Source organism: Curvibacter sp. GW821-FHT09D12, from assembly GCF_059416245.1.
In genome coordinates this window covers 138,300-162,685 of record NZ_JBWKOU010000006.1, presented here as the reverse complement: position 1 = coordinate 162,685, position 24,386 = coordinate 138,300, and the positions used below count along the sequence as shown (strand labels likewise).

30 protein-coding genes are annotated in these 24,386 nt (G+C 63.6%); 9 read left to right on the top strand and 21 right to left on the bottom strand.

Annotated elements, in window-relative coordinates; genetic code table 11:
- Nucleotides 1-61: 61 nt before the first annotated feature.
- Nucleotides 62-1,435, top strand: coding sequence for an aminotransferase-like domain-containing protein (locus AC07PT_RS12030; RefSeq protein WP_494656774.1), 1,374 nt, complete (start codon nucleotides 62-64; stop codon nucleotides 1,433-1,435).
- A gap of 362 nt (nucleotides 1,436-1,797) precedes the next feature.
- On the opposite strand, the gene AC07PT_RS12025 is transcribed toward AC07PT_RS12030, so the two are convergent.
- Both AC07PT_RS12025 and AC07PT_RS12020 read right to left on the bottom strand, forming a co-directional pair.
- Nucleotides 1,798-2,328, bottom strand: a complete 531-nt coding sequence (locus AC07PT_RS12025) for a GNAT family N-acetyltransferase (RefSeq protein ID WP_494656773.1) — start codon at nucleotides 2,326-2,328, stop codon at nucleotides 1,798-1,800.
- The gene (locus AC07PT_RS12020) at nucleotides 2,325-2,909 is read right to left on the bottom strand and encodes a helix-turn-helix domain-containing protein (protein WP_492348265.1); all 585 of its coding nucleotides are present in this window, start codon (nucleotides 2,907-2,909) and stop codon (nucleotides 2,325-2,327) included. The genes AC07PT_RS12025 and AC07PT_RS12020 overlap by 4 nt, the downstream gene beginning before the upstream one ends.
- Nucleotides 2,910-3,230: 321 nt before the next feature.
- On the opposite strand from AC07PT_RS12020, the gene rpoH reads away from it, so the two are divergent.
- Nucleotides 3,231-4,175 (top strand): RNA polymerase sigma factor RpoH, encoded by a 945-nt coding sequence (gene rpoH / locus AC07PT_RS12015; protein ID WP_492348264.1) that lies wholly within the window; start codon nucleotides 3,231-3,233, stop codon nucleotides 4,173-4,175.
- 135 nt (nucleotides 4,176-4,310) lie between these two features.
- Nucleotides 4,311-5,291, top strand: a complete 981-nt coding sequence (locus tag AC07PT_RS12010) for a Bug family tripartite tricarboxylate transporter substrate binding protein (protein WP_494656772.1) — start codon at nucleotides 4,311-4,313, stop codon at nucleotides 5,289-5,291.
- Nucleotides 5,292-5,334: 43 nt separating this feature from the next.
- Here the strand turns inward: AC07PT_RS12010 and AC07PT_RS12005 are convergent, their stop codons facing one another.
- Genes AC07PT_RS12005 through AC07PT_RS11985 form a run of 5 tightly spaced genes read right to left on the bottom strand, consistent with a single transcriptional unit; the run spans nucleotide 5,335 to nucleotide 9,482 of the window.
- Nucleotides 5,335-5,946: an SCO family protein gene (locus tag AC07PT_RS12005; RefSeq protein WP_492348262.1), complete on the bottom strand. Its 612-nt coding sequence runs from the start codon at nucleotides 5,944-5,946 to the stop codon at nucleotides 5,335-5,337.
- Nucleotides 5,947-5,950: 4 nt separating this feature from the next.
- The gene (gene cyoE / locus AC07PT_RS12000) at nucleotides 5,951-6,847 is read right to left on the bottom strand and encodes a heme o synthase (RefSeq protein WP_492348261.1); all 897 of its coding nucleotides are present in this window, start codon (nucleotides 6,845-6,847) and stop codon (nucleotides 5,951-5,953) included.
- Entirely contained in the window at nucleotides 6,844-8,016 is a 1,173-nt protein-coding gene (locus AC07PT_RS11995) for a COX15/CtaA family protein (protein ID WP_494656771.1), read from the bottom strand. Before AC07PT_RS11995 ends, cyoE begins: the two co-directional genes overlap by 4 nt.
- 4 nt (nucleotides 8,017-8,020) lie before the next feature.
- Entirely contained in the window at nucleotides 8,021-8,755 is a 735-nt protein-coding gene (locus AC07PT_RS11990; protein WP_492348259.1) for a redox-active disulfide-containing membrane protein, read from the bottom strand.
- Nucleotides 8,712-9,482 carry an SURF1 family protein gene (locus tag AC07PT_RS11985; protein ID WP_492348258.1) on the bottom strand — a complete coding sequence of 257 codons (771 nt, stop codon included), beginning with the start codon at nucleotides 9,480-9,482 and terminating at the stop codon, nucleotides 8,712-8,714. Before AC07PT_RS11985 ends, AC07PT_RS11990 begins: the two co-directional genes overlap by 44 nt.
- Nucleotides 9,483-9,497: 15 nt before the next feature.
- Between AC07PT_RS11985 and AC07PT_RS11980 the strand changes: the two genes are divergently transcribed.
- Nucleotides 9,498-9,716 carry a twin transmembrane helix small protein gene (locus tag AC07PT_RS11980; RefSeq protein WP_019574036.1) on the top strand — a complete coding sequence of 73 codons (219 nt, stop codon included), beginning with the start codon at nucleotides 9,498-9,500 and terminating at the stop codon, nucleotides 9,714-9,716.
- 134 nt (nucleotides 9,717-9,850) lie between these two features.
- Here AC07PT_RS11980 and AC07PT_RS11975 read toward each other — a convergent pair whose 3' ends face one another.
- From AC07PT_RS11975 to AC07PT_RS11940, 8 genes are all read right to left on the bottom strand, one after another.
- The gene (locus AC07PT_RS11975) at nucleotides 9,851-10,732 is read right to left on the bottom strand and encodes a cytochrome c oxidase subunit 3 (RefSeq protein WP_492348257.1); all 882 of its coding nucleotides are present in this window, start codon (nucleotides 10,730-10,732) and stop codon (nucleotides 9,851-9,853) included.
- 55 nt (nucleotides 10,733-10,787) lie between these two features.
- On the bottom strand, nucleotides 10,788-11,009 hold the full coding sequence (locus AC07PT_RS11970) for a DUF2970 domain-containing protein (protein WP_492348256.1): 222 nt from the start codon (nucleotides 11,007-11,009) through the stop codon (nucleotides 10,788-10,790).
- Nucleotides 11,006-11,629 carry a cytochrome c oxidase assembly protein gene (locus AC07PT_RS11965; RefSeq protein ID WP_492348255.1) on the bottom strand — a complete coding sequence of 208 codons (624 nt, stop codon included), beginning with the start codon at nucleotides 11,627-11,629 and terminating at the stop codon, nucleotides 11,006-11,008. Before AC07PT_RS11965 ends, AC07PT_RS11970 begins: the two co-directional genes overlap by 4 nt.
- A gap of 10 nt (nucleotides 11,630-11,639) precedes the next feature.
- Nucleotides 11,640-11,750: a cytochrome oxidase small assembly protein gene (locus tag AC07PT_RS11960; RefSeq protein ID WP_492348254.1), complete on the bottom strand. Its 111-nt coding sequence runs from the start codon at nucleotides 11,748-11,750 to the stop codon at nucleotides 11,640-11,642.
- Nucleotides 11,751-11,775: 25 nt separating this feature from the next.
- Entirely contained in the window at nucleotides 11,776-13,395 is a 1,620-nt protein-coding gene (gene ctaD / locus AC07PT_RS11955; protein ID WP_492348253.1) for a cytochrome c oxidase subunit I, read from the bottom strand.
- 38 nt (nucleotides 13,396-13,433) lie between these two features.
- On the bottom strand, nucleotides 13,434-14,603 hold the full coding sequence (gene coxB / locus AC07PT_RS11950; RefSeq protein WP_492348252.1) for a cytochrome c oxidase subunit II: 1,170 nt from the start codon (nucleotides 14,601-14,603) through the stop codon (nucleotides 13,434-13,436).
- Nucleotides 14,604-14,670: 67 nt separating this feature from the next.
- Nucleotides 14,671-15,147 (bottom strand): DUF2244 domain-containing protein, encoded by a 477-nt coding sequence (locus tag AC07PT_RS11945; RefSeq protein WP_492348251.1) that lies wholly within the window; start codon nucleotides 15,145-15,147, stop codon nucleotides 14,671-14,673.
- 93 nt (nucleotides 15,148-15,240) lie between these two features.
- Complete coding sequence (locus tag AC07PT_RS11940; RefSeq protein WP_494656770.1) at nucleotides 15,241-16,155, bottom strand: methyltransferase domain-containing protein; 915 nt, start codon at nucleotides 16,153-16,155, stop codon at nucleotides 15,241-15,243.
- Between the two features lie 66 nt (nucleotides 16,156-16,221).
- Here AC07PT_RS11940 and AC07PT_RS11935 point away from each other — a divergent pair, with 66 nt between their 5' ends.
- Entirely contained in the window at nucleotides 16,222-16,902 is a 681-nt protein-coding gene (locus AC07PT_RS11935) for a ComF family protein (RefSeq protein ID WP_494656769.1), read from the top strand.
- Nucleotides 16,903-16,962: 60 nt separating this feature from the next.
- Entirely contained in the window at nucleotides 16,963-17,454 is a 492-nt protein-coding gene (gene trmL / locus AC07PT_RS11930; protein WP_492348248.1) for a tRNA (uridine(34)/cytosine(34)/5-carboxymethylaminomethyluridine(34)-2'-O)-methyltransferase TrmL, read from the top strand.
- 18 nt (nucleotides 17,455-17,472) lie between these two features.
- Here trmL and AC07PT_RS11925 read toward each other — a convergent pair whose 3' ends face one another.
- Nucleotides 17,473-17,928, bottom strand: a complete 456-nt coding sequence (locus tag AC07PT_RS11925) for a MaoC family dehydratase (RefSeq protein ID WP_019574047.1) — start codon at nucleotides 17,926-17,928, stop codon at nucleotides 17,473-17,475.
- Nucleotides 17,929-17,990: 62 nt separating this feature from the next.
- Nucleotides 17,991-18,620 carry a division plane positioning ATPase MipZ gene (locus tag AC07PT_RS11920; RefSeq protein WP_494656768.1) on the bottom strand — a complete coding sequence of 210 codons (630 nt, stop codon included), beginning with the start codon at nucleotides 18,618-18,620 and terminating at the stop codon, nucleotides 17,991-17,993.
- 102 nt (nucleotides 18,621-18,722) lie between these two features.
- Between AC07PT_RS11920 and AC07PT_RS11915 the strand changes: the two genes are divergently transcribed.
- Nucleotides 18,723-19,364 carry a trimeric intracellular cation channel family protein gene (locus AC07PT_RS11915; protein WP_492348246.1) on the top strand — a complete coding sequence of 214 codons (642 nt, stop codon included), beginning with the start codon at nucleotides 18,723-18,725 and terminating at the stop codon, nucleotides 19,362-19,364.
- 39 nt (nucleotides 19,365-19,403) lie between these two features.
- On the opposite strand, the gene pcaF is transcribed toward AC07PT_RS11915, so the two are convergent.
- From pcaF to AC07PT_RS11900, 3 genes are all read right to left on the bottom strand, one after another.
- Entirely contained in the window at nucleotides 19,404-20,606 is a 1,203-nt protein-coding gene (pcaF, locus tag AC07PT_RS11910; protein WP_494656767.1) for a 3-oxoadipyl-CoA thiolase, read from the bottom strand.
- 71 nt (nucleotides 20,607-20,677) lie between these two features.
- Nucleotides 20,678-21,325 (bottom strand): 3-oxoacid CoA-transferase subunit B, encoded by a 648-nt coding sequence (locus tag AC07PT_RS11905; RefSeq protein WP_492348244.1) that lies wholly within the window; start codon nucleotides 21,323-21,325, stop codon nucleotides 20,678-20,680.
- A 14-nt stretch (nucleotides 21,326-21,339) separates the two neighbouring features.
- A complete protein-coding gene (locus tag AC07PT_RS11900) occupies nucleotides 21,340-22,056 on the bottom strand; it encodes a 3-oxoacid CoA-transferase subunit A (RefSeq protein WP_492348243.1) in 717 nt (238 codons plus the stop codon).
- A 190-nt stretch (nucleotides 22,057-22,246) separates the two neighbouring features.
- On the opposite strand from AC07PT_RS11900, the gene AC07PT_RS11895 reads away from it, so the two are divergent.
- Both AC07PT_RS11895 and AC07PT_RS11890 read left to right on the top strand, forming a co-directional pair.
- Nucleotides 22,247-23,050, top strand: a complete 804-nt coding sequence (locus AC07PT_RS11895) for an IclR family transcriptional regulator (RefSeq protein WP_492348242.1) — start codon at nucleotides 22,247-22,249, stop codon at nucleotides 23,048-23,050.
- Between the two features lie 102 nt (nucleotides 23,051-23,152).
- Nucleotides 23,153-23,587, top strand: a complete 435-nt coding sequence (locus AC07PT_RS11890) for a DUF1841 family protein (RefSeq protein WP_027475901.1) — start codon at nucleotides 23,153-23,155, stop codon at nucleotides 23,585-23,587.
- Between the two features lie 96 nt (nucleotides 23,588-23,683).
- Here the strand turns inward: AC07PT_RS11890 and AC07PT_RS11885 are convergent, their stop codons facing one another.
- Nucleotides 23,684-24,349 (bottom strand): c-type cytochrome, encoded by a 666-nt coding sequence (locus AC07PT_RS11885; protein WP_492348241.1) that lies wholly within the window; start codon nucleotides 24,347-24,349, stop codon nucleotides 23,684-23,686.
- Between the last annotated feature and the right edge of the window lie 37 nt (nucleotides 24,350-24,386).

Here is a 24,386-nt window from a genome sequence, read left to right as displayed (position 1 = left end):
TAAGCCATGCAGGCATACTACTTAAAAACAATTTCCATACATTGAGACAAATTGTCCCAGTATGAATGCCCCACACGACCCCAATTTGCCCAGTTGGTTGCCGCGACTGGTCATGCTCGGCGAGCCTCGCTTCTTGCAGATTGCAGATGCCTTGCAGGCGGCCGTGGTCGCAGGATCGCTGAAGCCCGGTGACCGCCTGCCGCCACAACGCCAGTTGGCAGCCCAGCTCGGCGTCGACCTGACGACGATCACCCGCGCCTACGACGAGGCCCGACGCCGCCAACTGCTGGAGGGCCGTGGCGCCAGAGGCAGCTATGTTGCAGCCCCGAAGGTCGAGCTGACCGCCCGCCTCGACCTGAGCATGAACACCCCTCCCCCACCGGATGGCGTGGATTTTGACGACCTGCTGAAACAAGGCTTGTCGCAAGTGCTGAGGGGGATGGACGGTGAATTGTTGATGAGCTACCACTTGGCCGGTGGAAGCGACTTTGACCGCCAGGCTGGCGCCCAATGGCTGAAACCGATGTTGGGGCCCGTGGATTCTCGGCAGGTGCTGGTCTGTCCGGGGGCGCAAGCGGCCATCGCCGCCTTGATCCTTGCGCTGACAAAGCCTGGCGATGTCATCCTGGCAGAGCCCATGGGCTACCCCGGCCTGCGGGCCGCAGCAAGCCAATTCGGCCGTCAACTCATCACGGTGGGCGCAGACCGGCACGGCATGGTGCCTGAGCGGCTTGAGGAGGCCTGCCGCCGGCACCAGCCCCGGCTGCTCTACCTCAACCCCACCCTGCACAACCCAACCGCCGTGACGCTGTCAGCGCGTCGACGCCAGGAGATTGCCCGCATCGCCAGGCGCTGCGATGTGCGGATCATCGAAGATGACCCCTACTGGCTCCTGGCCGATGCCCCGCCGCCGCCTGTGGCCACCCATGCCCCCGATCAGGTGAGCTACATCTCAACGCTGTCCAAATGCCTCACGCCCGGCTTGCGCGTCGCCTTCGTGCTGATACGCGCCCCGCACGAGCGCGAACGTTTTCTGGCCGCGCTGAAGTCATTTGCGCTGATGGCCTCACCTCTGTCGGCCGCACTGGCCACCCAGTGGATTCTTGACGGTTCGGCGGCCGGATTGATGGAAGGCGTCCGCAAGGAGGCACGCCGGCGCCACTGGATGGCCCGGGATATTTTGGCGGGTCGGTACCAAGGCACCGGGGACGGTCTGCATGCCTGGCTTGAGTTGCCTGCGCACTGGCCCCCCTCTGAGCTTGCGCGTGCGGCCAACAGCGAGGGCATCGCGGTCACGCCGGCGCAGGCCTTCGCCATGGACAGCGGATCAGTGAATGCCATCCGGATTTCTTTGGGGGGTGTGAGAGACCGGGACCTCTTGCAGGCGGGTCTTCGAGGGCTGTCTGATCTACTGGCGAGGCGACCTGAAGCCTGAGGCGCCGCAGCGATTTGAGCGACAGGTCAAATCCGTCTGCACCACAGTTTTGATTTATTAAAACCAAGCCACAGGCGTCAAAAAAATCGATAAGTGAGATTATCTGATCAATCCAACCGACGCCCCTCAAGCAATTGAATACCTCATTTCAGCTGGGTATTGAACTGAATCCATCACCTCATCGGGGCCATGATTTCTCAACGCGTCCGATATCAATTTAACCAGCAAGGCAACACCAAATTGCTCCCCCCCCATTCGGACGACCCGACTGAGGTCGGCCTCAGGCCAGGCTCAGCTTCGGTGTCCCACGGCATCCGAGTTGACACGATCATGACCGTGCCCCGTCGCAGGCCGGCGGCCCCTCAATCGTCGACAGGGCTCAGCGGCGTGTCCAGCGTCAATTGGTAAAACGCCAGGTCAAGCCATCGGCCAAACTTGAAGCCCACCTCAGGCAAGGTGCCGACGTGTTTGAACCCCAGGCGGGCATGCAAGGCGATGCTTCCCGAGTTGGATGCGTCGATGGCCCCGATGAGTGCATGCACACCCTGCTTTCTGGCCTCTTCGATCAACGCACGCATCACCTTGGCGCCAAGCCCTTGCCCTCGGTGGTCCTGGTGCACATAGACTGAATGTTCCACCGTGTACTTGTAGGCGGGCCACGCTCTGAAGGTGCCGTAGCTGCCAAAGGCCAGCAGTTTCCCGGCTTCATCCTCGATTCCGATGACTGGAAAACGCCCTTTGTCCTTGTTCGAGAACCACGTCGCCATGCTTTCAAGCATGCGTGGCTTGTAGTCATACAAGGCGGTGGAGTTCAGGATGGCTTCGTTGAAGATGTCAAGAATGGGCTGCGCATGGGCGGCGTGCGTGCATTGAACAAATCGATGGGCTGTCATACCAAGCTCCGAGGGGGCTCTGTCGCCGTGGTCAGGACCAGCAGGTAGCGGGCTGCCGTGAGACTGGGGTTGTGGAATGTGATCCGGGCCGCGAGTGTCATCGCCATGCAGTCCCCTCTTTGAAGCTGCCAGGTCTGGTCGCCCAAGGTCACCGCCATGTCCCCTTCGAGCACCCACATCTGTTGTTGCACGCTGGCCTTGCGCACCGGGTTGTCGAAGACCACGGTCTCACCCGGGGGGAAGATCACCTCCACCAGATCAACCGGCGACTCCAGCCCGGAGGGTGACAACTGCCGACGCAGATAGCCCGAGGCGGGGTCGGTCCATACCGGCTGTTCAGCCGCCCGACAGACGGGATCCCCCTTGGGCGGGGTGCCCCCTGCAAACAGCGAGGACAGCGAGATGCCAAACGCATCCGCCAGCTTGTTGAGGACCGCTGCGGTGGGGCTGGTCTCCTGGCGCTCAATCAACGAAATCATGGACCGGCTGACACCGCTCTGCTCCGCCAGTTGCTCAAGCGTGAGCCCACGAGCCTTGCGCAGATCGCGCACACGTTGCGCAAGAAAGGTGTCAATGTCCATAAATCCATTTTAATGGATTTTTATCCATCAAAAAGGAATGAGCGACAGGCCTGCACACAGACAAAGGCACTCCGCCGTGGACGGCGGTCGATCATGTGGGGTCGGCGGCTGGCGCATCGAAGATTCGCCTCATCGGATCAACACCTTGGCGCCGACTTCAAGGCCACGAAGAGTTCCTCGACCACCGAGACGGCCTCCTTGAAGAGGCCGCGCCCCACCCCATCTGCCTGGGATGCCCCGGCGCTCAAAAGGGCGGGAACTTTCGGTTTAGCACTCAGTCACAGAGAGTGCTAATATTCCGCCATGGAAAGGATTTCTGGTATGAAAATCCAAACTTCAATGACCGCTGCAGCCACTGCCATCACCCCGGCCAACCCGTGGGCCATGGTGCCTGCCTTGGGCAATCTTGACGCCTACATCTCGGCCGTCAACCGCCTGCCCATGCTCACCCTCGAAGAAGAACAAAAGTACGCCCGTGAACTGCGCGACGACAGCAACGTCGAGGCCGCTGGCCGACTGGTGCTGTCGCACCTGCGCCTGGTGGTGTCGGTGTCGCGCCAGTACCTGGGCTATGGCCTCCCACAAGGCGATCTGATCCAGGAAGGCAATGTGGGCCTGATGAAGGCCGTCAAACGCTTCGACCCGGATCAGGGCGTGCGCCTGGTCAGCTACGCGCTGCACTGGATCAAGGCTGAGATCCACGAATACATCCTGAAGAACTGGCGCATGGTCAAGGTGGCCACCACCAAGGCCCAGCGCAAGCTGTTCTTCAATCTGCGCTCGATGAAGCAAGGCTTCAAGGCCGATGCCATGGACGATGGCAGCACGCACCGCGACACGCTGAGCGAACACGAAATTGACGTGGTGGCGCAGCATCTCAACGTGAAGCGCGAAGAGGTCATGGAAATGGAAACCCGCATGTCGGGTGGCGATGTCCTGCTGGACCCAAGCCCCTCCGAAGACTCTGATCAGGCTTTTGGCCCCATCGCCTACCTGGCCGACGCCGCCCATGAACCAACCGCCATGATCGAATCTCGCCAGCGCGATGTGCTGGCCAGCGACGGCATTGCCAGCGCGCTCAACGGTCTGGACGAACGCAGCCGCCGCATCGTGGAAGAGCGCTGGCTCAAGGTGAACGACGATGGCTCGGGCGGCATGACCCTGCATGAGCTGGCGGCCGAGTACAAGGTCAGCGCCGAACGCATCCGCCAGATTGAAGTGGCGGCCATGAAGAAGATGAAAAAAGCGTTGGCCGAGTTCGCCTGAAGAGGCCCCGCCTTTTTCTTCAAAGCCGGATCCGTCCGGCTTTTTGTTTTTGAGCCCGTGCAGAGGCGGGCCGCCTGCCTTCATAGGGCACACTGTTGGCCCTTGCACTGATTTGCGATGCGCGGAGCCGCTGCCATGCCAACTTCCATTTCACGCCGCCAGGCCCTGGGCCTGACCTTGAGCGGTCTTTCCTTGCCCCTGCTGGCCCAGACCCCAGCCCAATGGCCCCACAAGACGCTGCGCATCGTGGTGGGCTTTCCTGGTGGATCGTCACCCGATCTGATGGCCCGCACCCTGGCCGAGCCCTTGTCCAAGGCGTTGGGACAGCCGGTGATCGTGGAAAACCGTGTGGGAGCCGGGGGTAACATTGCCGCCGAGACCGTGGCCCATGCCACCGATGGCCACACCCTGGGCCTGATGATCAACGGCAATATGACCATTGCCCGGCTGCTCAACCCCAAGATCCATTACGACCCGCTCAAAGACCTGGCGCCAGTGAGCCTGATCGGCACCGCGCCGCTGATCCTGGCTGCCCCGGCCAATCTGGCAGGCGCCACACCGCAGGCCGTGCTGGAAGCGGCACGCAAAGCTGGCGAACAATGGAGCTATGGCTCACCCGGGGTGGGCACCGTGGCCCACCTGGGCATGGAGATGTTGAAGGCCCGCGCCCACCTGGGGGCGGTACACGTGCCCTACCCGGGCAACCCGCAGGTGATCACCGCCATGCTGGGCTCCCAGGTGCAGCTGGCCCTGTTGCCGCCAGGCCTGGCTTTGGCCCAGGTGAAGGCGGGCAAGCTGCGCGCCATTGGCGTGACATCGACCACCCGCAGCTCGCTGGCCCCCGAGGTACCCAGCCTGGCCGAGTCGGGTGTGACAGGATTCAACCTGGAAATCTGGAACGCCGTGGCCGCCCCGGCCAGCCTGCCGGCGCCGATCGTGGCCCACCTTTCAGATTTGTTGAGCGGGATTGCCCGCACCCCCGAAGTGCGCGAGAAACTGTTCCAGATGGGCTGGCAGGTGGCCGGCACTTCGGCCGAAGGCCTGGCCAACCGGATCAAGGCGGACACCCGCAGCATGGGCGAGGTGATCCAGAAGCAGCGCATCCAGGCCGATTGAGGCCCGCCCCGCGAAGCCTCGCATCACCACGGGGCCCAGCAGATCAGGAGGCGCGCAGCAAGGCCTGAAGGTCGGACAACAGGGCCTGCGGGCCCGACCCGTAGCGCGCAAACAAGCGCAGTCGACCCTGCGGATCGTAGATGTAGCTGCCAGCCGAATGGTCCATGGTGTAGCTGGATTCAGTCTTGCCCTCGACCTTCTTGTAGTAAATCTTGAAGTCTTTGGCGAGCGCCGCCAGTTGCTCGGGCGTTTCGGGCCGCAGTGCAATGAAAGTCGGATCAAAGTTGCCCATGTAGGCCTTGAGCAGTTCAGCGGTGTCGCGCGCTGGGTCAACGGTCACGAAGACGGCTTGCAGGCGCTCCCCATCGGCCCCCAGTTGGCGCTTGACCTCGGCCAGCTCTGACATGGTGGTGGGGCAGACATCGGGGCATTGGGTGTAGCCAAAAAAGACCACCACGGCCTTGCCTTTGAAATCGGCCATCGTGCGCACCTGACCATTCTGGTCGGGCAGCTTGAAGTCGCGCGCGTATTCGGCGCCCGTGATGTCGACCGACTTGAACTCGGTCTTGGCCGGGGCACAGGCTGTCATCAAGCTCGCGGCCATGGCGGCCCCCAGCACGGTGAAGCCCCATTGGAGCACTTGTCGTTTCTTCATGGCATCAGAACAGGTAGTGGTCGATCAGCAGGGCCGCAAACAGCAGGCTCAGGTGGATCAGAGAAAAACGGAAGGTTCGGCGCGCCAACTCGTCCGAATAGGAGCGCCACAGGCGGAAGGCATAGGCAATGAAGCCGCCACTGAGCAGCACGGCGGCGACCAGGTAAAACCAGGAACTCATGCCGTAGACAAAAGGCATCAGGCACCCGGCAAACAACACAAAGGTGTACAGCAACACCTGCAACCGGGTGAACTCGTTGCCATGGGTGACGGGCAGCATGGGCAGCCCGGCCTTGCGGTAGTCCTCGACCCGGTAGAGGGCGAGTGCCCAGAAATGCGGCGGCGTCCAGAGGAAGATGATCAGGAAAAGGATCAGTGCCTCAGGGCTCACCTCGCCCGTCATGGCCGCCCAACCCAACACAGGGGGCATGGCGCCCGAGGCGCCCCCAATCACGATGTTCTGTGGTGTCAGTGGCTTCAGGATCACGGTGTAGATCACCGCATAGCCCACAAAGGTGGCAAAGGTCAGCCACATGGTGATCGGGTTGACCCACACATACAGCAGCACCGAGCCCGCCGTGCACAGCAGCGCCGAGAACGCCAGCGACTGGCGATCACTCAACTCGCCTTTGGCCGTGGGACGCCAAGCGGTGCGCTTCATCTTGGCATCGATGCCTTTTTCGACCAGGCAATTGAAGGCCGCGGCCGCGCCCGCCACCAGCCAGATGCCCAGTGAGGCCACCGCGGCCAGACCCACATCCGACAGGCTGGGCACGCCAGGCACGGCCAGAACCATGCCGATCAAGGCACAGAACACGATCAGTTGAACCACCCGGGGCTTGGTCAGCGCATAGAACTGCCGCGCCAGGGAGGGGTAGGAAACAGAAGGGGCGACGCTCATGCAGACAGTCTCGATGCGCTCAGGGATACGGAAGAGGAAAAGGCTCCGCGGGGGCTGCTGAGGGTCAGCACCCGCGTCAACACCAGGGCCAGGGCAGCGGCACCGCCGGTGTGCGCCACCGCTGCGATCAGCGGCCAGCCCAACACCACGTTGCTCAAACCTGTCAGGGCCTGCAACAGCAACAAGGCAGCCAGCCAGCGCGCCTGGCCCCGCAACGCGGGAACCCGCCACAAACGCCAACTCAGCACACCCAGGCAAAGCAACACCACACCCGCCGCCAGCCGATGGGCAAAGTGGATGGCCGTGAGCGCGGCGAAGGTGAGTTGCTCGCCGCTGGCCAACTGGCCCAGCGGGCGCCACAGTTCAAAACCGCCCGTCCAGTCCATCTCAGGCCACCATTGGCCCTGGCACTGGGGGAAACTGCTGCAGGCCAACACCGCGTAGTTGGTGCTGACCCAGCCCCCCAACAGCACCTGGGCGGTCAGCAGCAGCGCGGCCGCCCCCGTGAGCAGGTACAGGCCCAGCGACACCGATACAGGCCGCAGGGCGCCCTCGGCCAGGCCTTGGCGCGCCACCTGCACCGCAAGCAACACCAGCAACACCAGGCCACCGGCCAGATGCAGGGTCACGATCGCCGGAAACAGCTTCATCGTCACCGTCAAGGCGCCGAAAGCCCCTTGCAGGCAAACCCAGAGCAGGGTCAGCACCGGCCAGCCCAGCCCGGGACCCCGGCGTCCTTGGCGACGCTGGTCGCGCCGGCGGCGCCAGGCCAGGACCAACTGGGCCACGATCAAGGCCCCCACACCGGTGGCCAGGTAGCGGTGCACCATCTCAACCCAGGCCTTGCCATGGGTGACCGGGCCGGTGGGCATGGCCTGCTGGGCCTGGGCAATCGGCGCCTGCGCGCCCAGCGGGCTGGCGTGGCCATAGCAGCCCGGCCAATCGGGGCAGCCCAGGCCCGAGTCGGTGAGGCGGGTGAAGGCGCCGAACAACACCAGATCAAAGGTGAGAAACAAGGTGACCAGGGTCAAGGCCTGCAAACGCCCCTGAGGATTGCGCCCCCGGTGACGCAGCCACCACCACAGCAAGGGGCCGGAGGCGACCAAGGCGCCCATGAGCATCACCTGCAGCAGGGGCGACAGGTCGTAGGCGGGCTGAAGCGTGTTCATGGTGTCAGCGCCCCGCCTCATCCCAGCCGGCCGAGGCTCGCATCAGGCGCTCCAGATCCCGCTTGGCCTTGGCCGCGCCTGCCAGATCAAGTCGGGCCGGAAAGCGCATCATCCAGTGGCCCATCGGGTCGACCAGGTACAGATGATCGGCCAGGGCCTGGCCAGCGGCAGGATTCAGCCAGGCGTTCAAGCCCTCGGGGGCCACGCGCAACACCGTGGCTTGCCCCAATGCGGGCAACAGGGCCGGGCGCACCGGCGTTTGGTCGGGTACCAGCCAGACCCAGTCCAGGCGGTCCTTGTCCTTGCCCAGGCTCTCGCGCAACTGGCGCTGCAGGTACAGGTGCTTTTCACAAGCCTCATCACAGGCACCGCCCGCCACGCTGATCAACAGCCACTGGCCCTTGAGCGATGACAGGGCCATTGGCTGGCCGTCCAGCCCCTGGGCCGTGAGGGCGGGCAGTTCTCGCTGAGGCTCGATCAACTCGCCGTAGCTCTTGTGCGCGCTGGGTCGAATCACGTAGTAGGTGAGGTAAGAGGCCAGCACTGGCGCAGCGCAGACCAGCAGCACGGCCAGCATCTTCAGACGGCCCAGGCGTGTGCGCGCACCGTTGGCGCCGGCCATCTGCTCGGGCGTGGGCATCGAATGCACCGTGAGCCCCAGGGGCGAGTCGGGCAGATGCGGCAGTGGCGACAGATCAGGGCGAGCGGGGTTTGCGTCGGACAATTTGAAACCAGACATAAAGAGTGGCCATCAGGGCGCTGAGGCCGAACCATTGGAAAGCGTAACCGTAATGTTTTTCGGTGCCGGCACCGGGTTCAAACCAGTCGCGCTGCAGGCCGTCCGAACTGGCATCGATCTGAACCACGGAACCCGCTTGCAAGCGCAACCCGATCTCTTCGCTGAAAGCATTCACGTCGAGATTCTGCCGGATGCGGGAAGACCCCTCGATGGCAGCGGCCGTCCCCAGTTCCAGCAGGTGGGCCGGTGGTGGTGCGACACGGCCCAGCAGAACGACCTCACCTGAAGGCGTCTGCACCTCCGGAACACGGGCCCGGTCCTGGAAATTGCGTGGCACCCAGCCCCGCTGCACCAGCACCGCGCCCGCCTTGCCAGGCAGGGCCAGGGGCGTCACCACAAAAAAGCCGGGGCGACCGTTCATCTGACGGTTGTCGAGGTAAAGGGTGTGATGCGTCAGCCACTGGCCGCGCAGCATGATGCGCCGGTAGTTCAGGTCTTGCCCGGCACGGCTGGCCTGCAACCAGTCTTGCCAAGTCAGGGGTGGCAGGGCTCCCTGGTGCACCATGGCCTCGTGGAGCCGCTCTTTTTCGGCAGCGCGCCCCAACTGCCAGCGACCAAGCCCCAGCGTGAGCAGCACGCCGAACAGCGCCGCGGCCGTGATGAGGACGAAGCGCTTGTTGAGCTGGCTTTTGCCAAAGCTGTTGTGCCACGCGCCTGAACGCTTCACAGGATAATCGCCTTCATGAAATACCTCGTCATCCTGGCTTTTGCCGCCATTTTGCTCAGCCTGGGAACGGCCCTGTTCTTCATGCTCAAAGGCAAGCGCCAACCCGGCGAGAAACCGAACATGGCCCGGGCACTGGCCTTTCGCGTCGGCTTTTCGGTGCTGCTGTTCGCCTGCATTCTGATCAGTTGGAAATTGGGCTGGATTCAACCGACCGGCATTCCCGCCGGCCGCTGACCATCATAGGCGCAGCAGCCCGTCACAACGCCGCGCCACCCGACTCAAAGGCCCGGCCTTGACCGGAGGCCCGGAGATCGCAAGCGGCGACAAAAAAGCGCCTTGCGGCGCTTTTTTGTCAGGTCTGGGGCTTGTTACAACCAATAGACCAGCACGTACAGGCCCAACCAGACCACGTCCACAAAGTGCCAGTACCAGGCAGCGCCTTCAAAGCCAAAGTGGCGCTCAGGCGTGAAGTGGCCCTTTTGCAGGCGCAGCGTGATGAAGAACAGCATCAGCGCACCCACGAACACGTGGAAACCGTGGAAGCCCGTCAACATGTAGAAGGTCGAGCCATAGACACCCGAGCTGAGCTTGAGGTTCATCTCGCTGTAGGCGTGCATGTATTCGTAACCTTGCACGAACAGAAAGACCACCCCCAGCAGCACCGTGGTCCACATGAACAGAATCGTCTTGCTGCGCTGACCAGCCTGCATGGCGTGGTGAGCGATGGTCAGTGTGACGCCCGAGGTGAGCAGCAGCGCGGTGTTGATCGTGGGCAACCAGAACGGCGTCATGGTCTGGAAGGCATCGATGGTGCCAGCCGGCGATCCGGTGGCGCCGGCCACCGTGCCCGGCCAGGCGGCCTGGAAGCCGGGCCACAGCAAGGCGTTCTCGAGGTTGCCCAGCGCCGGCACCGAGTGCGCGCGAGCCCACCACAGAGCCGAGAAGAAAGCACCGAACAACATCACCTCAGAGAAGATGAACCAGGTCATGCTCCAGCGGTAGGACAGGTCGATCTTGTGACCATATTGCCCCCCCTCGCTCTCAGCGATGGCGTCGCGAAACCACTGGTAAAGCACCACAAACCACCACACCAGGCCGAAAGCCAAGGCGTAAGGGCCCCACTCACCGCTGTTGATCCAGTTGGCCGCCCCCATGATCACGAAGAACAGGCCGATCGCCCCCATCACGGGATGCCGTGATTCATGAGGAACGAAGTAATAAGGGGCTCCACCATGCGTTGTCGAACTCATTTTTGCTCCTGTCTCTCTCTAACTCTGATTGAATTTCTGGAACAAGCCATGCCAGTCACTGGACCACCCAGTGCACCAGGGCAATCAAGCCCAGCACAAACAGGAGAGCCCCAGCCAGACCGACGGCAAGGATGTGGAAAATATTGAGCTTGGCGGTGTCTTCCTGGTAGTCGCTGTTCTTGCGAATGCCCACGAAAGACCACGCCACTGCCTGAACGGTGCGCAGCCAGGACCCTTTGCGTCGCGGCGAGGACGGCTTACCCAGCGGCTGGTTCATGAGCCGGCCCTCGCACCTGCACCCACCACGGGCGCCAGAGCCGTCTGGCCCTCAGGCGCCGCCGGCGTCTTGCCACCCACCTCAAAGAAGGTATAGGACAAGGTGATGGTGTTCACGTCCTTGGACAGCTTGGGATCGATCACGAAAGCCACCGGCCACTGCTTCTTTTCGCCGGGCTCCAGGGTGTACTGGTTGAAGCAGAAGCACTCCACCTTGTTGAAGTAGGGTGCCGCCTGCCGCGGTGCATAGCTGGGAATGGCCTGGGCCGACATGCGGCGGTCCTGCACGTTCTGGAACTCGTACATGACCGTGGTCAACTCACCCGGGTGAACCTGCAAAGAACTCTGGGCCGGCTTGAAATGCCAGGGCCCGCGTGAGTTGGCGTCAAATTCAACCGTGATGGTCCGACTGGTGTCAATCTGGGTGTTGGCCGGCAGCTTGACATTGCGCCCCGTGGGCCCGCTCCCCGGCACCTCGCGCTCGACCAGGGCCAGGATGTTGATGCCCGTGGCTTCGCAGATGGCCTTGTACATGGGCACCAGGGCATAGCCGAAGGCGAACATGCCTGCCACCACGACGGCCAGCTTGCCAACCATGCGGGTGTTTTCAAGGCGGCTCATGCGGGTCCGTTCAGTGCGCGAGCAACACCATCTTGGCCATGAACCCGATGAAGAACACCGCGGCCACAGAAGCCAGGATCAGGCCCAGGCGAAGGTTGTTCTTCTTTTGTTCGGGGGTCATGGTTCAGACGGGTCAGTGGAGGGGTTCAACCGATCACGCGCGAGGCCGTGGCGTCGAGCTTGGGCGGATTTTCGAAGGTGTGGAACGGCGCCGGCGAGGGAACTTCCCACTCCAGGCCTTCAGCGGCTTCCCAAGGCTTTTGCGGGGCCTTGTCGCCCTTGCCCATCATCACTGGCAGCACGATGAACACGAAGAAGTACACCTGGGCCAGACCGAAGGCAAAGGCACCGACCGATGCCACGGCATTGAAATCGGCAAACTGCATCGGGTAGTCGGCATAGCGGCGGGGCATGCCGGCCAGACCCAAGAAGTGCATCGGGAAGAAGGTGACGTTGAACGCGATCAGCGACCACCAGAAGTGGATCTTGCCGCGGGTTTCGTTGTACATGAAACCCGTCCACTTGGGCGACCAGTAGTAGAAGCCGGCGAACAAGGCAAACAGCGAGCCGGCCACCAGCACGTAGTGGAAGTGGGCCACCACGTAGTAGGTGTCCTGCAGCTGGATGTCGATCGGCGCCATGGCCAGCATCAGGCCGGTGAAACCGCCCATGGTGAACACGAAGATGAAGCCAACCGAGAACAGCATCGGGGTTTCGAAGGTCATCGAACCCTGCCACATGGTGGCAATCCAGTTGAAGATCTTCACGGCCGTGGGCACGGCGATCAACATCGTGGCGTACATGAAGAACAGCTGGCCGGTCACAGGCATGCCGGTGGTGAACATGTGGTGGGCCCACACGATGAACGAGAGGATGGCGATGGACGAGGTGGCATACACCATCGAGGCATAACCGAACAGTCTCTTGCGGGCGAAAGCCGGCACGATCTGGCTGATGATGCCGAAGGCCGGCAAGATCATGATGTACACCTCGGGGTGACCGAAGAACCAGAAGATGTGCTGGTACATCACCGGGTCACCGCCACCGGCGGGGTTGAAGAAACTGGTGCCGAAGTGGCGGTCAGTCAAGGTCATGGTGATGGCACCCGCCAGCACCGGCATCACGGCGATCAGCAGGTAGGCCGTGATCAGCCAGGTCCAGGCAAACATCGGCATCTTCATCAGGGTCATGCCGGGGGCGCGCATGTTGAGCACCGTCACGATGATGTTGATTGAGCCCATGATCGACGAAGCGCCCAGGATGTGCATGGCAAAGATGCCGGCGTCCATCGAAGGGCCCATCTGCAGGGTGAGCGGGGCATACAGCGTCCAGCCGGCAGCAGGAGCACCGCCGGGCATGAAGAACGAACCCGCCAGCATCAGCGCGGCCGGGATCATCAGCCAGAAGCTGAAGTTGTTCATGCGGGCAAAGGCCATGTCGGAGGCGCCGATCTGCATCGGCAGCATCCAGTTTGCGAAGCCCACGAAGGCCGGCATGATCGCGCCGAACACCATGATCAGGCCGTGCATGGTGGTGAGCTGGTTGAACAGCTCGGGGTTCATCAGCTGCAGGCCGGGCTGGAACAGTTCAGCACGGATGCCGAGGGCCAGCACGCCACCGATCATCAGCATGGTGAAGCTGAACAGCAGATAGAGCGTGCCGATGTCCTTGTGATTGGTCGCAAAAACCCAGCGCCGCCAGCCCGCCGGGGCGCCGTGGCTGTGATCGTCGTGCGCATGATCGTGGTGGTCGAGAACTGCACTCATGATGTTTCCTTGTCTTAATCTGGAGGGGCGACGTCGGATTACTTGCCGCGCAGTGCGAGCACTTCAGCAGGCTGCACCAGCTGACCCGTCTTGTTGGACCAATTGTTCTTGGTGTAGGTCACCACAGCAGCGATGTCGGTGTCCGACAGCTGCTTCCAGGAAGGCATGGCACCGTTGTTCTGGCCATTCAGAAGAACAGCGATCTGGAGAGCGTGGTCGGCATCAAGCACCTTGGCCGACCCGTCGAGCGGCTTGATCGGGCCAGCGCCCTTGCCATTGGGCTGGTGGCAGGCCGCGCAGTTCGAGGCATAGACCTTTTCGCCACGCTTGAGGATGTCGTCCATCGTCCAGACCTTGCTCGGATCATCGGCCTTGGCGGCGGCTTTTTTCTTCTCGGCTTCGACCCATTGTGAGTATTCGGCAGCGGCCAGCACCTTCACATGGATCGGCATGTAGGCGTGCTCTTTGCCGCACAGTTCGGCGCACTGGCCGTAGTAGTCGCCGGCCTTCTCGGCACGGAACCAGGTGTCGCGGACAAAACCGGGAATGGCATCTTGCTTGATGCCGAAGGCCGGCACCATGAAGGCATGGATCACGTCGTTGGCGGTCGTGATGATGCGCACCTTCTTGCCCACGGGCACCACCAGCGGGTTGTCGACCTTGAGCAGGTAGTTGTCAGGAATGTCGCCCTTGGCACCGTTGTTGGACATGGCCCGCTGCGTGGCATCCAGGGTGGAGATGTAGGACAGGCCTTCGCCCTCGCCCTTGAGGTAGTCGTAACCCCATTTCCACTGATAGCCGGTGGCCTTGATGGTCAGGTCGGCATTGGAGGTGTCTTTCATGGCCACCACCACCTTGGTGGCGGGCAGGGCCATGCCGATCACGATCAGGAAGGGAACGATGGTCCAGATGATTTCCACGGTGGTCGACTCGTGGAAGGTGGCCGGCTTGTAGCCGACCGATTTGCGGTGCTTCCAGATCGAATAGAACATCACGCTGAACACGGCCACGAAGATGACCACGCAAATGATCAACATCATCCAGTGCAGGAAATGCTGCTCTTCGGCGATCCGGGTCACCGGGGGGGCCAGGTTGAGCTGTCGGACGGCCGGACCGCCGGGCAGGTCATTGACCGCATGAGCGGCGGTGCCGATCAGGGCGCCAGCGGTCAGCAGCAGCGAAGCCAACTTGTTGGAAATGCTCTTCATCGTGTTCACTTCTTCATTGCCTCTATGTAATCGACGCCACCGTGCCAGCGAACCGCGGCACCGAAGGTCACAAGGTTCGCAAAGCCCTTCGAATCTCACTGGCCAGCACCGGACGCAATTCGGGGCGCACAAAGCGCCCCACTTCGACCGTCCGCCCCTGGCCGGACACCTCAATCAGGGAACGGTGCCCGCCCTTGGGCTCCACCCTCACCCAGTCGGACTTGAACTCTGTCCGAACCAGGCGCCCTGCCTGCTCCAACTCCACCAGCAAACGCCCCTCTTTGAGGAGGATCCGCTCACCGTCGGTGGCATGACGTGCGAACACCATGAACGCTACACCAACCACCAGCAGTTCGATGCCCGTGAAAACCATCACCAGCTTCGCTCCCAGGTGCCAGCAAAGCCCCGCAATCACCGTCGAAACCAGACAGATCGAGCCGTAGAACCAAGCCAGTTGCACCGGTGTCACGGAGCAATTGCGGCGCAGTCGCCAGTCGACCTCCCCGCCCGAGGCACGAGCAAAACGGAATGCCAGATCTGACATGCCTCAAGCCCCCGATGAAACGGTTGCACGGGAAAATGCCCTGAGAAAACCCGGGCCAAGTTTACCCGACAGACCACCTGGGTTTGATAATTCTCAAACAGGCGGCAAATTCTTTTTGCCCTGGCGCAACACTGTCTTCATTTGCTCCAATGAGACCGCACTCTCAGGTGCCAATCGGATGCGCGGCGCCGGCTTGAAAGCGTGGCCGTAGATGATTTCAAAGGTCAGGCTCATTTGGCCCGGCGTGGGCCCCGTCAGGGCGTCATGGGTCTGCAAGCGGCGCTTCAATTCGGTCAGCCAGCCTCGGCCGCGACAGGCGGCAAAGCGCCCCGGATTCAGGTTGCGGCCGAGCTCGCGCAGCTCCTGCAACAGTCGCTCAGGTGACTCATAACTGAGCACAATGCGCTCCATGTCCATGACCGGCTCGGCAAATCCGGCTTCGACCAGCATGTCGCCCCAGTCGTGCATGTCGGTGAAAGCGGGGCCCGGCTCGGGCCAGCCCGCGTCGGCATACAGGGCGCGCAGCTCTTTCAAGGTGTCTGGCCCGAGGCAGGAAAACATCAGAAAGCCCCCCACCTCCAGGGCCTCATGCCAGGCATCCATCAAGGCCCTGGGCTGCTCACTGAGGTGCAAGGCCATGTTGGACCAGACCATCTGCACCGCACCCGGTGCCGGCAAGCCCAGATGCGATGCCGGCCCCATCCAGCGAGCCGGCTGCCACCAGGCCGGTTCATGCCTTTGGCGGGCCTGGGCCCGATCAACCTCGAAAGGCTCGTGCACGTGGGCCACGGCCTTGGGGTAGCGGGCCAGCAGGCGCTGGTGCGCCTCAAGCCCCCCGCGGGCGGGTGCCCAGTCCAACCAGGCTTTGGGCTGCAGCACGATCCACTGCAGGCGCTCTTCCATCCGCCGGGCCACCTCTTCATGCAGCCAGGGCGAAGCCTGGCTGGCGACACGTCCCCAGCGTTGCACGGCAGAGGGGGCGATGGTAGGGGGGGACGGGTAGTTCATGCGGGCTCTCGACAATGCGCCCGCGAGTATATTGAGTCCATGCTGGCGCGGCTTTTCGAGGCAATGATGACCCGCATTCCCAGTCAGTGCGCGGTGTGCCGGGCCTGGCCAGCGCAACGGGTGTGCGAGGAATGCGTGGGTCGCTTTGCGCGCCCCGTGCCACGCTGCCGCCGCTGCGCCATCCGTGTCGAGTCAGGCCATCCGGTTTGCGGCCCCTGCCTGCTGCATCCACCGGCACTTTCCGGTTGCCAAGCGGCGCTGGACTACACCTTTCCCTGGTCAGCCTGCATTGCCGATTTCAAGTTCCATGACGACCCCTCCTGGGCCGGCATGCTGGGCCAATTGATGATGCAGGCCCCGGGTGTGGCCGAATCGGTTCAGCAGGCCGACTGGGTGATCCCGATTCCCCTGTCCAGGCAGCGGCTGCGTGAACGCGGCTACAACCAGGCGGCCCTGCTGGCCCAACAGCTGACGCCGTGCCGACTGCACACCGACTTGCTGTGGCGCCTGCAGGACACGGCAGCACAGGCCCGGCTCACCCGGGCCCAGCGCCTGGGCAACCTGCGCCACAGCTTTGCCGTCAACCCGGATCAGGCCGCACGGCTGAAGAACCGCCGCGTGCTGCTGATCGATGATGTGATGACCACCGGGGCCACGCTGCACAGCGCAGCGCGGGTGCTGAGGCAGGCGGGCGGCGCCCGTGAGGTGCATGCCTGCGTGCTGGCCCGCACGCCCGCGCCCCGCTGAGGGCGCCAGGATCCACCCCCTGCGTCAGCCCTGGGCACGCAGGCGCGCGACAATGGCGGAATGTTTCACATTGTTCTCGTTGAACCCGAAATCCCGCCCAATACCGGGAACGTCATCCGCCTGGCGGCCAACACGGGCTGCACCCTGCACCTGATCGAGCCACTGGGCTTCTCGATGGAAGACCGCTACATGCGCCGCGCCGGGCTGGATTACCACGAGTACGCCGAACTGCGCCGCCACGCCAACTGGGAGGCCTTTCTGGCGCAAGAGCAGCCGGCCCGCGACCGCATGTTCGCCCTGACCACCCGCGGATCGCGCCCCGCCTTCGAGTTGAGCTTTCAACCCGGGGATTGGCTGGTGTTCGGCGCCGAGACCCGGGGCCTGGCCCCTGAGGTGCGAGATCAATTTCCGTTGTCGCAACGACTGCGCCTGCCGATGCGCCCCGACCAACGCAGCCTGAACCTGTCCAACGCGGTGGCCGTGACCGTGTTCGAGGCCTGGCGACAGAACGGCTTCGGCGGCGCCCAGGCCACCCCCACCGGGGCTACCTGAGCGCGGCTCGGACAAGGCTCAGGGGTATTGCCGGGCCAGCGATTCGGCCACGCACACCGGCTTGCTGCCGCCCTCGCGCTCGACCGTCACCTCCCAGGCAAACTGGTAGCCCTGGTTATCGATGGGCGAGGCCTCCAGCAGGCGCAGACGGGCCCGCAGGCGGCTGCCCACCGGCACGGGCGCCGGGAAGCGAACCTTGTTGAGCCCGTAGTTGACGCCCATGCGGGCCTCGGTCACGGCCAGCGTCTCGCCAAAGAAGCGCGGCAACAGGGACAAGGTGAGAAAGCCGTGGGCAATCGGGCCGCCGAAAGGCCCCTGCTTGGCCCGTTCAACGTCGATGTGAATCCATTGATGGTCGCCCGTGGCTTCTGCAAACTGATTGACCTGCTCCTGGGTGATGGTCACCCAATCGCTGATGGCTACTTCCTGGCCCACACACGCGGCCAGGTCGGAAAGGGTCTGGAAGGTTTTCATGCAAGCACTTTAGCGGCGGCCTGTTCCCACCCATGTCGGCCACGCGACATGGCGCATCCGCGTCAGGTCGCTCGGCCCAGCCACTCGCACAGGGTCTGCCACTGAGCCAGGTCTTTGGCCACACGCCCGGGCGCCACGTCGAACACGCTCAGTCCGCTGGCGGCCAGGTGGATGTAGTTCTGGGTGTCGCGCAGCGTGGCCAGTACCGGCAGGCCCAGGCGATCGACAAACTCATGCAGGCGCTCGGCGGCGATCGTGCGCTCGTCCACCCGCATGCCCACGATGCCGATCTCAACCCGTTGGGCCCGCTTCATGTCGGCCAGTTGGTTCAAAAAATCCTGGGTGGCGTACATGTCGAAAATGCTGGGCTGCAAGGGGACGATCACCTTGTCGGCCAGGCGGATGACCTCTTTGAGGCGCCCGCCATGCAGGCCGGCCGGTGTGTCGAGCACGGCATGCTGCACGCTCTTCGGGGGCCGGGCCAGTTCCTTGTCGTCGTCCTGGACGCTCCAGACAGCGATCGGCGCGGCCGTCGCAGGCCGGAGGCTGAGCCACAAGCGCGAAGATTGCTGCCGATCAATGTCCCCCAGGGCCACCGTCTGGCCCTGGCTGGCCCAGAAGCCCGCCACCTGCGTGCTGAGAGTGGATTTGCCCACTCCTCCTTTGGGATTGGCGACGACAAGCACCGTCATATCGATCCTCCAAGACTTGCGTATGCGGCGCATGTTAGCCGCTGCCGATGACCGGGGCCAGTCCCACCGCGGTCGGCCCATGCCCGTGCACAATGCCCGACCATGAACACAGTCTCATTTTGGGAGCCCTGGCTGAGGCATTTGCTGGAGTTGGCGGCCACCCTGGCCTTTGCGCTTTCTGGCGTGCTGGAGGGGGCACGCAAGAAGCTCGACCCGGTCGGCGTGTGCGTGGTGGCCTTTCTGGCGGCCTTCGGCGGGGGAACCTTGCGCGATCTGCTGCTCGACCAGCGCCCATTTTTCTGGGTGCGCCACGTGGACTATGTGTGGGGCATCCTGGGCTTGAGCCTGGCGGCATTGCTGCTGTTGAAGCGGCGCCATTTCGAGCCCACCGAACGCGCCATTCAACTGCCCGACGCGATTGGCCTGGGCCTGTTCACCGGGGTGGGCGTGGACATGGCCAACGACCTGGGCATGCCGGGGCTGATCTCGGTGATGATGGGCGTGATCACGGGCGTCTTCGGTGGCGTGTTGCGCGACATTGTCTGCAACCAGATTCCCAAGGCATTCCATGACCACCGCCCCTATGCGGTCTGCGCCTTTGTGGGCGGCTGGCTGTACCTGGGGCTGGTGCAGGCCCAGGTACCCGAGTCACCGGCGCTGATGCTGTGCGCGCTTTGCACCGCCGGCCTCAGGGGCCTGGCGCTCTGGCGCGACTGGCAGCTGCCGGGCTGGCGGCGTCTTTGAACCAGCCGGCTTGCCCTCCCGGCACGCCAGCCCGGCCGCTTACACGCGTTCCAGAATCACGGCAATGCCCTGCCCCACGCCGATGCACATGGTGCACAAAGCGTAGCGGCCACCGCTGCGGTGCAGCTGGTTGATCGCGGTGGTGGCCAGACGGGCCCCGCTGGCGCCCAGCGGATGGCCCAGCGCGATGGCACCACCGTTCGGATTGACGCGAGGATCGTCGTCTTGCAAGCCCAACTGGCGCAGGACCGCCAGGCCTTGTGCCGCAAAGGCTTCGTTCAACTCGATGACATCGAGCTGCGCCAGGCTCAGGCCGGTGAGGGCCAGCACTTTCTGGGTGGCTGGTGCCGGGCCAATGCCCATGATGCGCGGTGCCACGCCCGCCGTGGCCATGCCCACCACGCGGGCACGCGGGGTCAGGCCGTATTGCGCGGCCGTGCGTTCATCGGCCAGCAGCAGTGCACACGAGCCATCATTGACGCCGCTGGCATTGCCTGCGGTCACGGTGCCATCGGGGCGCACCACCCCTTTGAGCTTGGCCAGGGCTTCCAGGCTGGTGGCACGGGGGTGCTCATCCTGGCTCACCACCACCGCGTCGCCCTTTTTCTGGGGAATGGTCACCGGCACGATTTCGGCGTCGAACACACCGGCCTTCTGTGCGGCCACGGCCTTCATCTGGCTGGCCAGGGCCATGCGGTCCTGGGCCTCGCGCTCAATGCCGAAATCGGTGGCCACGTTCTCGGCCGTTTCGGGCATGGAATCCACGCCGTACTGGGCTTTCATGAGCTTGTTGATGAAGCGCCAGCCGATGGTGGTGTCGTACACCGCATTGGCACGGCTGAAAGCGCTTTCGGCCTTGGGCATCACAAACGGGGCCCGGCTCATGCTCTCCACGCCGCCCGCGATCATCAGGCGTGCTTCGCCCGATTTGATGGCCCGTGCCGCGGTGCCGATCGCGTCCAGCCCCGAGCCGCACAGGCGGTTGACGGTGGCGCCCGGCACCTCGATCGGCAGGCCAGCCAGCAGGCTGGACATGTGGGCCACGTTGCGGTTGTCTTCACCGGCCTGGTTGGCGCAGCCATAGATCACGTCCGCCACAGCGGCCCAGTCGACCCCGGGGTTGCGCTCCATCAGAGCCCTGAGCGGAATCGCGCCCAAGTCATCGGTGCGCACGCTGGAAAGAGCGCCGCCGTAGCGGCCGAAGGGCGTGCGGATGGCGTCGCAGATAAAAGCTTGTGTCATGGTTGGTCCTAGTCTCCGGGGTTGAAATTGGGGGGGGCTCTTGGTGGGCTCTTGGTGGGCGGGTATCAGCCTCAATCCAGCAAGGGCAGGCCGATCAGGTCTTGCAGCGCCTCGCGCCCGAGGCCGTCCACGGCGTCGATCAGGCGCAGGCCCTGGGGGCTGCATTCGAGCGTGGCCAGGTCGGTGTAGATGCGCTTCACGCAAGCCAGCCCGGTCAAGGGGTAGGTGCACTGCGCCACCACCTTGCTCTGGCCCGACTTGCTCAGCAGGTCCATCATGACCCAGGTCTGCTTGGCGCCAATCGCCAGGTCCATGGCGCCGCCCACGGCGGGGATGGCGCCCGGCTCGCCGGTGCTCCAGTTGGCCAGGTCGCCCGTGGCCGACACCTGGAAGGCGCCCAGCACACAGATGTCGAGGTGGCCGCCACGCATCATGGCAAAGCTGTCGGCATGGTGAAAGAAGGCGCCGCCCGGCAGCAGGGTGACCGGCTGCTTGCCGGCGTTGATGAGGTCGTAGTCCTCTAGGCCAGGGGCCGGTGCCGGGCCCATGCCCAGGATGCCGTTCTCGCTTTGCAGAATCACCTCGCGCCCGGGGGGGATGTGATTGGCCACCCGGGTGGGCATGCCGATGCCCAGATTGACGTAGGCGCCGTCATGGATGTCGGCGGCCACGCGGCGCGCCAGTTCGTCTTTGCTGCGGGGCTGATATGGGGGGGTCATGGCTGGGTCTCCTCTCAAGCCGCTGCTTTGAAACCGCCGGCCGTGGTGGCGCGGCGGGGCACGGGCACCACATGGCTCACATGGATGCCGGGGGTGACGATGGCCTCAGGGTCCAATTGGCCCAACTCGACCACCTCGTGCACTGTGGCCACCGTACAACGGGCAGCGGTGGCCATCACCGGGCCGAAATTGCGCGCCGCCTGACGGTAGGTCAGGTTGCCCCAGCGATCGCCACGCTCGGCCTGGATCAACGCCACGTCCCCATGAATGGGGTACTCCAGGACCTGACCACGGCCATTGATGATCCGGGTCTCCTTGGGGCTGCCATCGGGGTTCATGGCCAGTTCGGTGCCGAAGCCGGTCGGGGTATAGAACGCACCAATGCCCGCCCCGGCTGCCCGCAGGCGCTCGGCCAGATTGCCCTGGGGCACCAGCTCCAGCTCGATGCGGCCCTGGCGGTACAGCGCGTCAAACACATGGGAATCGGCCTGACGGGGAAAGCTGCAGATGATCTTGCGCACCCGCCCGGTCTGCAACAGGGCCGCCAGCCCGGCGTCGCCATTGCCGGCATTGTTGTTGACCACCGTGAGATCGCGGGCGCCCTGAGCGATCAGGCCGTCGATCAGTTCAAGTGGAATGCCCGCGGTGCCAAAGCCACCGATCAGCACGGTGGCGCCATCCTGCACCCCCTGCAAAGCCTCTGCCACTGAGGCAGCGATCTTGTCAATCATGAATTAAATATCTCCAAACGGTAGTGGCACAGATAGGCTCGAACGGCATACCCTAGCGACCAGACGGGCAAAATCGTCACATGTGACTAAGCATGAGCAAAAAACTCGGCCATCTGCATCGATGGTCAGTCAATTTGTTCATAATAAGAACATTGGTTCGCATAATGAATTTTAGGAGATAGTCAACACCATGGCAACGTCACCTGACCACGAGAACGCGGCCCCACGCCCTGGCGACAGTTATGTGCAGTCCTTTGCTCGGGGGTTGGAGGTCATCCGCACCTTCAGCGCAGCCGCGCCGCAACAGACCCTGACCGAAGTCGCCGGGCGCAGCGGGCTCACCCGCGCCGGTGCCCGTCGCATCCTGTTGACCCTGCAGACTCTGGGCTATGTTGAGACCGACGGACGCCAGTTCCGACTCACACCGCGCATCCTGGACCTGGGATTTGCCTACCTGTCGTCGATGCCGATCTGGAACCTGGCCGAGCCGGTGATGGAAGGGCTGGTCGACCGGGTGAAAGAGTCCTGCTCGGCGGCCGTGCTCGAGGGCAACGACATCATTTATGTGCTGCGGGTGCCCACGCACAAGATCATGCGCATCAACCTGGGCGTGGGCAGCCGCCTGCCGGCCTACTGCACCTCGATGGGCCGCATTCTGCTGGGCAGCCTGCCCGACGAAGAGGTCCAGCGCCGCCTGGCAAGCACCGAACTCCAGGCCCGGACGCAGCACACCTTGACCCAGGTTGACGAGTTGCTGGCCAGGGTTCGCCAGGCACGCGACCAGGGCTGGTGCCTGGTCGATCAAGAACTCGAGGAAGGACTGATCTCGATGGCCGCACCGGTGGTCAACCGCAACGGCCGGGTGATCGCGGCCCTCAACATCAGCGGCCAGGCCAACCGCAACAGCGCCTTCGACATGCAGAACCGCATGCTGCCCCATCTGCTGCAGGCAGCCCAGTCGATCTCGCGCATGGTGGGCACGCCACGGGCCTGAGAGCCTGGTCAAAGTCCCCCTCGGGTCGCGCAAGACATTGAACAGGCTCTGCCGCCCCCCTGTACGCGTGGGGGCATCGCCCAGGGTGATACGCTCGGGCGTATGTTCAACCCCTCTCAAGACGACGTCCGTCGCTTCTTCTGCTCGGTCTATGCCAAGTCCCGCCAGGGCCTGGCCATGGAGGCCATTGAAACCCTGGCCGGTCAGTGGATCGACGAGCACCCCGAATACCACGCCGACCTGGCCGATGCCGACGCGGCCGTGGCCCGCGTGTATGACAGCCAGAAGGGCGAAACCAACCCCTTTCTGCACCTCTCGATGCACCTGTCGATCAGCGAGCAATGCAGCATTGACCAGCCCCGCGGCATCCGCCAGGCGGTTGAACTGCTGACCGCCCGCCGCGACTCGCTGCACGGCGCCCACCACGAAACCATGGAGTTCCTGGGACGCATGCTGTGGGAAAGCCAGCGCAGCGGTCGCCCCCCCGATGGCCATGCCTACATCGACAGCGTGCAACGCGCCGCCACACGCGACTGAGGCCGCCCCAAGCAACCGGCCCAGCAGAAAAACAAAAAGCCGCTGAATGATCAGCGGCTTTTTTCGTGGGCAGGGCGTTCAACGCCTGGGGCTTGATCAGCGGAAGCGCGACTCAGGCACGGTCTTCAGGTCGCTGTCGAGGGTGCTGACATACGAGGCCAGGGCCTTGAGTTCAGCATGCGAGAACTGTTTGGCGACCCCGCCCATGACAGCGTTGTTGCGGCCCATCACCGGGCTGTTGCCCATTTGATAGGACTTGAGCGCCACATACAGGTAGTCGCTGTATTGGCCGGCAATCTTGGGGTACGAGGGGTCGATGGGCTTGGCAAAGTTGGCGCCGTGGCAGGACACGCAAGCGCCCTTGTTCAGCAGGGCCGCCACCTGGGTGTTGGGTTCGCGGCTGAGCTTGTCGGGCAAGGTAGCGCCTTCGACATGGCCCAGTTGGGCGTAATAGGCCGAGATCTCGGCGATGTCTTGCTCGCTCAGCGAATCGGCAATGCCGCGCATGGTGGGGTGCTTGCGGTCGCCCTTCTTGTAGGCGTTCAAGGCAGCAGCAATGTACTTCTCGCCTTGGCCGGCGATGCGCGGCACCTTGTAGACCTCGGGGAAGGTCGCCTGATAGCGATCAATCCCATGGCAGCCGATGCACATCGCCACCTTGGCGTTGACATCTGCTTTGACCTCCTGAGCGTGGACGGCCGACGAAAAAGCGGTCACGGAAGCGACAGCAAGGGCAAATACCGTTGTCAACATCTTGTTCATTTTGCGAGCACAATCAAATGGATGATTGGGTACCGAG